This window comes from Streptomyces bobili (assembly GCF_002154575.1).
Classification (GTDB): Bacteria; Actinomycetota; Actinomycetes; order Streptomycetales; family Streptomycetaceae; genus Streptomyces; species Streptomyces bobili.
Genome location: NZ_MUBA01000502.1, coordinates 1 through 10,786, shown reverse-complemented (window position 1 = coordinate 10,786; position 10,786 = coordinate 1). Strand labels below are relative to the sequence as shown.

Annotated in this window: 5 protein-coding genes and 1 pseudogene; 5 read left to right on the top strand and 1 reads right to left on the bottom strand. The window is 72.8% G+C overall.

Annotated features, from left to right (window positions below; genetic code table 11):
* Window positions 1-526: 526 nt before the first annotated feature.
* On the bottom strand, window positions 527-2,911 hold the full coding sequence (locus BZL64_RS31575) for a SpoIIE family protein phosphatase (protein ID WP_086772554.1): 2,385 nt from the start codon (window positions 2,909-2,911) through the stop codon (window positions 527-529).
* Window positions 2,912-3,179: 268 nt separating this feature from the next.
* Here BZL64_RS31575 and BZL64_RS31570 point away from each other — a divergent pair, with 268 nt between their 5' ends.
* The 5 genes and pseudogenes from BZL64_RS31570 to BZL64_RS31550 all read left to right on the top strand — a co-directional run.
* On the top strand, window positions 3,180-6,266 hold the full coding sequence (locus BZL64_RS31570; protein WP_086772553.1) for a glycoside hydrolase family 2 TIM barrel-domain containing protein: 3,087 nt from the start codon (window positions 3,180-3,182) through the stop codon (window positions 6,264-6,266).
* A 175-nt stretch (window positions 6,267-6,441) separates the two neighbouring features.
* Window positions 6,442-8,682: a glycoside hydrolase family 9 protein gene (locus BZL64_RS31565; RefSeq protein WP_158101575.1), complete on the top strand. Its 2,241-nt coding sequence runs from the start codon at window positions 6,442-6,444 to the stop codon at window positions 8,680-8,682.
* Between the two features lie 154 nt (window positions 8,683-8,836).
* Entirely contained in the window at window positions 8,837-9,082 is a 246-nt protein-coding gene (locus tag BZL64_RS31560) for a hypothetical protein (RefSeq protein ID WP_073495742.1), read from the top strand.
* A gap of 3 nt (window positions 9,083-9,085) precedes the next feature.
* The gene (locus BZL64_RS31555) at window positions 9,086-9,463 is read left to right on the top strand and encodes a toxin Doc (RefSeq protein ID WP_086772551.1); all 378 of its coding nucleotides are present in this window, start codon (window positions 9,086-9,088) and stop codon (window positions 9,461-9,463) included.
* Window positions 9,464-9,946: 483 nt separating this feature from the next.
* A pseudogene (locus tag BZL64_RS31550) lies at window positions 9,947-10,786 on the top strand (hydrolase); the annotation flags it as partial.

The following is a 10,786-nucleotide window of genomic DNA, read 5'->3' as shown; positions in this document are numbered from 1 at the left end:
TCGGCAGCGTCAGATGTGTATCAGAGCCAGCTTCCTCCCCCGCCGTGCCGGTCCCGTCGTCCGCGATGTCCGCGCAGGCGTCCACGGCGTCGGCCGTCGCGACCACCGCGCCCTCCCCCGCCCAGCCCGGCGGCGACCGCTGTCGCACCGCCGGGCTGGGCGGGGGAGGGCGCGGTGGTCGCGACGGCCGACGCCGTGGACGCCTGCGCGGACATCGCGGACGACGGGACCGGCACGGCGGGGGAGGAAGCGGGTACGGACGCGGAGCCGCCGCCCTGCGCGCCACCTCCGCCGCAGGCGCTCACCAGCCCGAGCACGGCCATGGCACCCGCCGCCAGCACAGTGCGACCCCGGCCCCCCGACGAACGCGCCGGGCGGTCAGCCGCAGGCCCCGTGCCGGTCGGACCCGTGTCCGTCAGGGCCGCAGGTTCCATCGCTCCGCCCTCCGATGCCGCGTCATGTGCGGGGCAGCCACCCTGGCGGGTGCCCGCCGCGGTACGGCCGACACCCGTGAGGCGACCGTGTCTCAGTCGTCCGCGAGCAGGCCCAGCTCCGCCCAGATCGTCTTTCCGTCCGTCGTGTGCCGGCTGCCCCACCGCTGGGTGAGCTGGGCGACCAGCAGCAGCCCCCGGCCGCCCTCGTCGAACGTCTTGGCCCGGCGCAGGTGCGGCGCGGTATGGCTGTTGTCGGAGACCTCGCAGATCAGCGTGGTCGCGTCGTGGATCAGCCGCAACCGGATCGGGCGGGCGCCGTACCGGATGGCGTTGGTGACCAGTTCGCTCACCACCAGCTCCGCGGTGAACGAGTGCTCGCTCAACTCCCATCGCGCGAGCTGGTCGACGACCTGCTTGCGGATCGGCGCGACCAGCGCGGGGTCCGCCGGAATGTCCCAGGTGGCGACCTGCGAGGAGGGCAGCCCCCGGGTGCGGGCGAGCAGCAGGGCCACGTCGTCGGCGGCCCCGCCCTGCGGGAGCAGCGCGTGCAGCACCCGGTCACAGGTCTCGTCCAGGGAGTCGGCGTCCGCCGCCAGGGCTTCCCGCAGCATCCGGTGGCCCGCGTCCACGTCCCGCTCGCGGGACTCGATGAGCCCGTCGGTGTAGAAGGCCAGCACGGAGCCCTCCGCGACCTCCAGCTCGGTCGATTCGAAGGGCAGTCCGCCGAGGCCAAGCGGGGGCCCCGCGGGCAGCTCGACCCCGCGTGGCTCGCCGTGCGGCGGGAGCAGCACGGGCGGGGGATGCCCGGCCCGCGCCAGGGTGCAGCGCCGCGACACCGGGTCGTACACCGCGTAGAGGCAGGTCGCGCCGACCTCGCCGGGGCTGCCCTCCCCGCCGGCCTCCTCGGAGAGCCGGACCACGAGGTCGTCGAGGTGGGTGAGCAGTTCGTCGGGCGCGAGGTCGATGTCGGCGAGGGTGCGCACGGCGGTGCGCAGCCGGCCCATGGTGGCCGAGGCCTGGATGCCGTGTCCGACGACGTCGCCCACGACCATCGCGACCCGCATCCCGGACAGTGGGATCACGTCGAACCAGTCGCCGCCGACCCCGGCGCGGGCGGCCGGCAGATAGCGCGAGGCGGCGTCGACGGCCGCCGTGCGCGGCAGGGTGCGGGGCAGCAGGCTGCGCTGGAGGGCCAGGGCGGTGTCGCGTTCGCGGGAGTAGCGGCGGGCGTTGTCGATGCAGACGGCGGCGCGGGCCGTCAGTTCCTCGGCCAGCAGCACGTCGTCGGGAGAGAACGGCTCCGGCCGCCGGAACCGGGAGAAGACGACCACGCCGAGCGTGGTGCCGCGGGCCTGGAGGGGGACGGACATCGTCGAGTGGGTGCCGTACTCGCGGGCATGCTGGACCCGCCGCTCGTCCCAGGACCGCCATGCCTCGATGTCGTCGAGGGACACCGCGGCGGCGACGGTACGGCCCGCGATCAGTGAGCCGACCTGCGGGGAGCCGGCTGGGTAGCTGTCCACCTGGCCCGGCTTGCACACGGCCTCGGGGGAGCCCGGATTGATCGAGTGGTGGGCGGCCCGCCGCAGCTGGACGGGCGCGGTCAGCGGGCCGGTGGCCTCGGCGCCGTGCTCCTGCGGGTCGAGCAGGTCGACGCTGACGAAGTCGGCCAGCGCGGGTACGCACACCTCCGCCAGCTCCTGGGCCGTGCGGGTGACGTCGAGGGTGCTGCCGATGCGGACGCTCGCCTCGTTGACCAGCTGGAGCCGTTCGCGTGCGAGGAAGTGCTCGGTGAAGTCGTGGGCGGTCACACAGATGCCGCGGACCTGTCCCAGGGCGTCGGTGAGCGGCGCGATCCGGGCCAGCCAGGCGTGCGCCCGTTCCTCGCCCGGGGCCTTCATGACGGTCTGCATCTCCTGGCGCTCGCCGGTGGCGAGAACCCGGCGCATGTACGTCTCGATCTCCGCGTGCTGGGGCCGGTCGCCGAGGTCGGTGGCCCGCAGGCCGCGGATACGGGCCGCGGGCAGCTCGACCAGCTCGGCCATCGCGTCGTTGACCCCGCGCAGCCGCAGCCGGTCGTCGAAGATCATGGTGGCGCAGGGCGACTGGACGAGCGCCGCGCGCATCAGGTCGTCGTCCCGCGGGTCCGGGAACCCGGCGGGCAGCGGTGTCACGGCGAGCCAGGTGACCGGGCCGCCGTCCGGCGGCTGCCGCCGGTGGGCGAGCACCCACACGGACACGGTGTGGCCGTCGCGGTGGCGCAGCGCGAGGGTGCCGCTCCAGCGGTCCTCGCCGGGGTCCGGGGGTCCGGGGGTGCCGGCGTCGGCCAGCAGGACGGCGGCCGGTCTGCCGACCACCTCGGAGGAGGGGTGGCCCAGCAGACGGCGGGCCCCCTCGTTCCACTCGGCCAGCGTGCCGTCCTCGTCAATGACCGCTCGCGCCGTCGTGGCGTCGTCGAACGGGTCGTCCGAGGTCATCGTCCCCACTCCATCGCGGACACTCACAGTGAACGGGCAAGCCACTTCCGTTCCACCTTAGTGCTTGTGGCGTCGGCACGGAGGAGAACGAGAGGCCGCCCGCCTTCCGTGCGGCCGGGTGCGCGAACAGGCCGAATTCCGGCACACGGGGCGCCTGGGGCGGAAGGGCGTGACCGCCCCCTTGACGGACCGGAGTGGCAGGACGTCAGATCTTGTTGGTTGTCGTTCAGTTGTGAGTACTTCTGGTTCCTGATGAGGGAGAGCCGCCATGACGGTCACTCGCAGATCGGTCCTGCTCGCCTCCGCCGCCGCACCCGCCACGGGTGCGCTCCTCGGCGCCCCGCCGGCCGGGGCCGCGGAGGCCACCGCGGGTGTCCTGGGCCGGCGCACCGTCGCTCTGCGCGACGGCTGGCGCTTCGCGCTGGTCAACCCGGGCGGGATCACCGACCCGACCGGCCGGTACGCCGATGCCGCCGCCCCCGGTCACGACGACTCCGCCTGGAGAGAGGTCGCCGTCCCGCACGACTGGAGCATCGAACAGAGCCCCACCACCGAGCACGGCACCACCAGCGGGACGGGCTTCCTCCCCGGTGGGCTCGGCTGGTACCGCCTCGCCTTCACCCTGCCGCCGGACTGCGCGGACAAGCGGATCTCCGTCGAGTTCGACGGCGTCTACATGGACTCCCACGTCTACTGCAACGGAACCGAGGCGGGCCGGCACCCCTACGGCTACACCGGCTTCGCCCTCGATCTCACCGACTTGGTGCACACCGACGGCATCACCGAGAACGTCCTCGCGGTCAAGGTGCAGAACCGGCTTCCCAGCAGCCGCTGGTACTCGGGCAGCGGCATCTACCGTGAGGCCCGTCTGGTCGTCACGGAGCCGGTGCACGTCGCCCGCTGGGGCACGTACGTCACCACGCCCGAGATCGGTGACGAGCGGGCCGTCGTCCGGGCGCGCACGGACCTGGTGAACGCCTCCGGCGCCGCCGCCGAGGTCGAGGTCCGCTCCCGGATCATCGCCCCGAACGGCCGCACGGTGGCCCGTGCCGCCACCACCGTCACGGTCGCCGACCGGGGCACGCAGACCCATGAACTCACCGTCCCCGACCCTCAGTTGTGGGACTTCGCCACACCCCACCGCTACACCCTGGAGACCGAGCTGCGGGTCGGCGGCCGGCGCACCGACACCTACCGCACCCCGTTCGGCATCCGCACCTTCCGCTTCGACCCCGACGAGGGATTCCACCTCAACGGCGTCCACGCCAAGCTCAGAGGCGTCGACCTCCACCACGACCTGGGCGCGCTCGGCGCCGCCGTCAGCGCCGACGCGATCCGCCGGCAGCTGACCATCATGAAGTCGATGGGCGTCAACGCCTTCCGCACCTCCCACAACCCGCCCGCGCCGGAGATGATCCGCGTCTGCGAGGAGCTGGGCATCGTCATGCTGGTGGAGGCCTTCGACTGCTGGCGCACGGGCAAGACCCGGTACGACTACGGGCGGTTCTTCGAGGAGTGGTGCGAGCGGGACGCCACCGAGATGGTCCTCGCGGCCCGCAACTCGCCCGCCGTCCTGGTGTGGTCGATCGGCAACGAGATACCCGACTCCACCGCCACGGCCGGCCTCGCCATGGCCGCCCGGATCATCGCCGCGATCCGGGCGGCCGACGACACCCGCCCCCTGATCATCGGCTCCGACAAGTACCGCCGTCTCCCCGCGAAGGGCTCGGCAGCCGACCTGATGCTGGCCAAGCTCGACGGCCTGGGCCTGAACTACAACACCGCCAGGTCCGTGGACGACCTGCACGCCGCCTACCCGCACCTGTTCCTCTTCGAGTCGGAGTCGTCCTCGGAGACCTCCTCCCGCGGCACGTACCAGGAGCCGGAGCGCCTCAACACGGGCGAGAACCACACCCCCGGCAGGCGGGCCACCTCGTCCTACGACAACAACCTCGCCTCCTGGACCATGAGCGGCGAGTACGGGCACAAGAAGGACCGCGACCGCAAGTGGTTCACCGGCCAGTTCCTGTGGTCGGGCATCGACTACATCGGCGAGCCGACGCCGTACGACGTCTTCCCCGTGAAGGCGTCCTTCTTCGGCGCGGTGGACACGGCCGGGTTCCCGAAGGACATGTACCACCTGTTCCGCAGCCAGTGGACGGACGAGCCGATGGTCCACCTGCTGCCCGCCACCTGGAACCACCGGCCCGGCGACACCGTCGAGGTGTGGGCGTACGCCAATGTCCCGGCCGTCGAGCTGTTCCTCAACGGGAAGTCGCTGGGCGTCCGGGAGTTCGACGCCAAGGAGACCGTCGACGGGCGGCCGTATCTGGAGACCACGGAGGCCACCGGCGACGACAAGACGTTCACCACCGGGCCCTACCCCGGCAGTTACACCAGCCCCAACGGCAGTGCGGGCAAGCTCCACCTGACGTGGCGGGTGCCCTACGAACCGGGGGTGCTCAAGGCGGTGGCCCGCAGCGGCGGGCGGACCGTCGCCACCGACGTCCTGCGCACCGCCGGCGCACCGCACGCCGTCCGCCTCACCGCGGACCGCAGGTCCCTGCCCGCCGACGGCCGTTCGCTCGTCTTCGTCACCGCCGACATCGTCGACGTGCGCGGTGTCGTCGTGCCCGACGCCGAGCACCTGATCTCCTTCGCGGTGGACGGCGGCTCCCTCGCCGGGCTCGACAACGGCCGCCAGGAGAGCGCCGAGCGCTACCAGGCCAGCACCCGCACGGCCTTCCACGGCAAGGCACTCGCGATCGTGCGCTCCGGCACGAAGGCCGGCGCCCTGAAGGTGACCGCGCGGGTGGACGGGCTGCGCAGGGGCACCGTCACCGTGCGCGCCGCCCACGCCGCCACGGAGGCGACGACCCCCGCGGCCGTCTTCGCGCCGGACCTCCCCGCACCGCCGGACCACCCGCACGCCGACGCCGGTTACTCGGGGCGGACCGACACCCTGCCCGCCGCGATGCTGGACGGCGACCCGGCCACCGGCTGGTCCAACGCCTTCGTCAAGGCGGCCACCGCCCTGCTGCCCGCCTTCAGCCAGGCCCGTCCCGAGGACTGGGTATCCGTGGACTGGGGGCGGACGCGGACCTTCGACCGGGTGGAGGTGTCCTTCACGACCGGCGGCCCGCACAGCCTGCCCGCGGCGATCGGGGTCGAGGTCGGCGACGGGGAGCGCTTCTTCCCCGTCACGGGAGCGGCCGTCGCCTGGGCGGACGCCTCGGACCGGCCGACCGTCATCACCTTCGACGCCGTCCGGGGCTCCCGGCTGCGGCTCACCCTGACGAGCGGCCGGCCCGGCGAGGCCCAGGGGGCGGTCAGGATCAGCAGGTTGGAGGCGTAGGGAGCGCCGGGGTCCGGGCGGGACGGCGGCCACGAGGGTCAAGTCGTCCCGTCCGGACCGTTGACGGGGTGTCACGACTGCAACAAACATGTCCTCCGACCGTATTTGGGAGCGCTCCCATCGCAACGCGAGCTCCCGTCCGGAGCGTTCCCGCACCTCTCGGAGGAGCCCGTACGTGAAACGACGCAGAACCACCCTGCTGTCCCTGGCGGCCCTGCTGGGCACGGCCCTCACCGCGCTGCCCGCCTCGCAGGCCGGGGCCGAGGAGACCGAACAGATCAGGAACGGCACCTTCGACGCCGGCGCCGACGCGTGGTGGTCCACCAACGTCAGCGCCGCCCCGTCCGAGGGCCGGCTGTGCGCGGACGTGCCGGGCGGCACCGTCAACCGCTGGGACTCCGGCATCGGCCAGGACGGCATCACCCTGGTCAAGGGGGAGACGTACCGGTTCTCCTTCGCGGCGTCCGGCGTGCCCGAGGGCCATGTGGTGCGGGCGATCGTCGGCCAGTCCGTCGCGCCGTACGCGACCTGGCAGGAGGCGAGCCCGGTGCTGGGCGAGGCGGCCGGGTCGTACTCCTACACCTTCACCGCGCCGGTCGACTCCACCGAGGGCCAGGTCGCCTTCCAGGTCGGCGGCAGCGCCGAGCCCTGGCGGTTCTGCCTCGACGACGTGTCCCTGCTCGGCGGGGTGCCGCCGGAGGTGTACGAGCCCGACACCGGGCCGCGGGTGCGCGTCAACCAGGTCGGCTATCTGCCCGCCGGGCCGAAGAACGCCACCCTGGTCACCGACGCCACGGCGAAGCTGCCCTGGGCGCTGAGGAACGCCGCCGGTGCGACCGTGGCCCGCGGCTGGACCGTGCCGCGCGGCCTCGACGTGTCCTCCGGGCAGAACGTCCACTCCGTCGACTTCGGCGCGTACCGCACCCGCGGCACCGGCCTCACCCTGGCGGTGGACGGCGAGATCAGCCACCCCTTCGACATCGGCGCGGCGGCCTACGAACGGCTCCGCCGGGACGCGGTCAAGTACTACTACCCGCAGCGCAGCGGCATCGCGATCCGTGACGACCTGCGGCCCGGCTACGGCAGGGCCGCCGGACACGTCGGAGTCGCGCCCAACCAGGGCGACACCTCCGTGCCCTGCCAGCCCGGCGTGTGCGACTACACCCTCGACGTCTCCGGCGGCTGGTACGACGCGGGCGACCACGGCAAGTACGTCGTCAACGGCGGCATCGCCGCCTGGGAGCTGCTGAGCACCCACGAACGCGCGCTGACCGCCCGTACCGGCGACCCGGCCGAGCTCGGCGACGGCACCCTCGCGCTCCCCGAGAGCGGCAACAAGGTGCCGGACGTCCTCGACGAGGCCCGCTGGGAACTGGAGTTCCTGCTGAGGATGCAGGTCCCGGACGGGCAGGCCCTCGCGGGAATGGTCCACCACAAGATCCACGACCAGCAGTGGACCGGCCTGCCGCTCCTGCCGGGCAACGACCCGCAGAAGCGCGAACTGCACCCGCCGACCACCGCCGCGACCCTCAACCTGGCCGCGACGGCCGCGCAGGCCGCCCGCCTGTACAAGCCCTACGACAAGGCCTTCGCCGCCCGCGCGCTGACCGCCGCCCGCAAGGCGTGGACGGCCGCCCTCGCCCACCCCGCCGTGTACGCCGACCCGACCGACGGCACCGGCGGCGGCGCCTACAACGACGACGACGTGACCGACGAGTTCTACTGGGCCGCCGCCGAGCTGTATCTCAGCACCGGTGAACGGGCGTTCGCCGACCGTGTCCTGAACTCCCCGGTCCACACGGCCGACGTCTTCGTCCCCCGCGGCTTCGACTGGTCCCGCACCGCCGCCGCGGCCCGCCTCGACCTCGCGACCGTCCCCAGCAAGCTGCCCGGCCGCGACAAGGTGCGCCGCTCGGTCGTCACGGGCGCCGACACCTACCTCGCCACCCTGCGCGGCCAGGCGTACGGCATGCCGTACGCGCCCGAGAACAACAGCTACGACTGGGGTTCCGCCCACCAGGTCCTCAACAACGCCGTGGTCATCGCCACCGCCTACGACATCACCGGCGCCTCGAAGTACCGCGACGGAGCCGTCCAGGCGATGGACAACATCCTCGGCCGCAACGCGCTGAACATCTCCTACGTCACCGGCTACGGCGACGTCGCCGCCGAGCAGCTGCACAACCGCTGGTACGCCCGCGTGCTCGACCCCAGCCTGCCGGGCCCGCCGGCCGGCACCCTCGCGGGCGGCCCGAACTCCAGCATCCAGGACCCCGTCGCGCAGGCGAAACTCAAGGGCTGTGTCGGGCAGTTCTGCTACATCGACGACATCGAGTCCTGGTCGACCAACGAGACGGCGATCAACTGGAACGCGGCACTGGCCCGGATGGCCTCCTTCGTGGCCGACCAGGGGTGACGGCCGCAGAGTGAACGACTGACGTCGAACGGTGTCCGAGTCTGCCGGGAAGTGATCGGCGGCAGGATCGCTCGGACACCGTTCGGTACCGCCTTTCCACTACTTTGACCAGGGGATATTTACGAGTAAGTACCCGAGCGGTACCGTGAAGGACATGCCAGCCCTCAATGTGGAATTCAGCGATCGCGAGCTGGAGGACCTGCGGCAGATCGCCAAGGAACGCGGTACGTCGATGAAGGCGCTCGTCAGGGAGGCCGCCGCCGCGGACATAGCCAGGCACCGGGCGCTCCAGGAGGGCGCGGAGGCCTTCCGCAGGTTCTTCGCCACCCACGCCGACGAGTTCGCCGCGGCGTTCCCCGACGACGAACCGCCCGTCAAGGGTGAGGGGCGGGTCGCCTGACCGATGACACCTGTCATCCACATCGACGTGCCGTGGCTGCTCCAGCGCCACGAAGAGGTCCTGCCGGACCAGCCCACCATCAACGACTTCTCCGCGCTCGTCGCCGCCGTCGCCCGTCACCGGGTCGACCCGCCGCGACTCGGCGTGGACTCCGACCCGGCCTGGCGGGCCGCCGCGCTGCTGCACACCCTCGCGCTGCTCAAGCCCCTGCCCTCGGCCAACGCCCGCTTCGCCAGCGCCACCGCGGTGTCCTACATGTTCGTCAGCGGCGCCGGCATCGACCCCCCGTACGGCGCCCTCGTCGACCTGACACGCGACCTCATCGACGGCAAGACCGACATCTACGGCGCGGCCGACCGGCTGCGGTCCTGGCAGATCTGACACCGCCGGGCAACAGGAGGGCGTCCGGCAACGTGAGGGCGTCCGGGGAAGAGGCCTTCCCGGGCCGCCGGCCGAGGGCGGGAGGAACGGGGCCGGCGGCCGTTTCGCGCAGGGAGAGCCGCCGTCCCGCGCGTGGCCTCCGAGGAAGGGCCGACCCCCAGTCCACTACGCGCCGCACACGCGCGGAACGTGTGCGTGGCACCGCCGCGTGTGCGCGCTTCACACGGGGCGCGCGATGCGCACGGGGTGTGGACGGCCTCCAGGGGAGGGGTAACTGCGCTTTACGCGGGGCAAATCGGGCGCCGCCTGTCGACATTCTTTCAACAGTGGCCGGGAATCCTCGGTGGCTTGTTGTGCGCGACTCAGTTGTGCGAAGGTGAGCCACTCGTGCGGGGGCCGGGGCCGGGCGTCCCGCGTTCGCCGGCGGAGGTGAACGCGCGCCCCCGCGGCGCCGGACAGGTACGTACCGAAAGAAGCCGCACAGTGCTCACCCCCCAGCCCCCTCGCCCTCCCTTCGCTCCGCCGCCCGGCTCGGGACCCGGTGAATCCGACGAGTTGCTCGCCTCGGGGACGCGCAGCGGGACGGACACCGAGGTGGCCCGGTCGACCGCGCTCCTCATCGCGCGGCACTGGCAGCCGGTGCACGACTACGCGGTGATCTGCCTCGCCTCCTCCACCGGCATCGCCGCCATGGTCTCCACCGCCGGCTTCCACCAGGTCCTCGACCGGCTGAAGATGGGCGAGCCCGGCACCGCGCTGCGACCCCGCCTCCTGGTCACCGTGCGCGACACGGTCCGGCAGTGGGCCGCCGACGAGGAGCTGTCCGGCGTCCTGCCCGACCTGGGCAAGCCGGCCGGCGCCCGGGGGATGCGGGCCGCCAAGTCCATGACCCCGGAGAACCGGCTGCTCGCCGAACGCGCCTTCCAGAGCCTGCCCCCTGTCGCCCGCAGCGTGCTGTGGCACGCCGAGGTCGAGGCCGAGCCGATCACCGTCGCCGCCGAACTGCTCGGCATGGACACCGACAACCTGGCCTGCGTGCGGGCGGAGGCCAGGGAGAAGCTCCGGGAGGGATGCGTCCGTGCCCACCGGGACCTCGCGCCCAGCAAGGAATGCCGGTTCTACAACCGGCTCCTCGACGTCCCCATAGGCCGCGGCGGCGACCTCCTGCCCGACGTACGCCGCCACCTGGACGCCTGCCGCTACTGCCGTGCCGCCGCGGAACAACTCGGCCACTTCGAGGGCGACCTGGGGATCCTGCTCGCCGAGGCGGTGCTCGGCTGGGGAGCCCGCCGGTACGTCGAATCGCGGCCCGGCCGGGCCGCG

Bases quoted from the DNA above. Each gene is read 5' to 3' on its own strand.
- BZL64_RS31575 (WP_086772554.1), bottom strand. From the start codon at position 2,911: ATGACCTCGGACGACCCGTTCGACGACGCCACGACGGCGCGAGCGGTC.
- BZL64_RS31570 (WP_086772553.1), top strand. From the start codon at position 3,180: ATGACGGTCACTCGCAGATCGGTCCTGCTCGCCTCCGCCGCCGCACCC.
- BZL64_RS31560 (WP_073495742.1), top strand. From the start codon at position 8,837: ATGCCAGCCCTCAATGTGGAATTCAGCGATCGCGAGCTGGAGGACCTG.
- BZL64_RS31555 (WP_086772551.1), top strand. From the start codon at position 9,086: ATGACACCTGTCATCCACATCGACGTGCCGTGGCTGCTCCAGCGCCAC.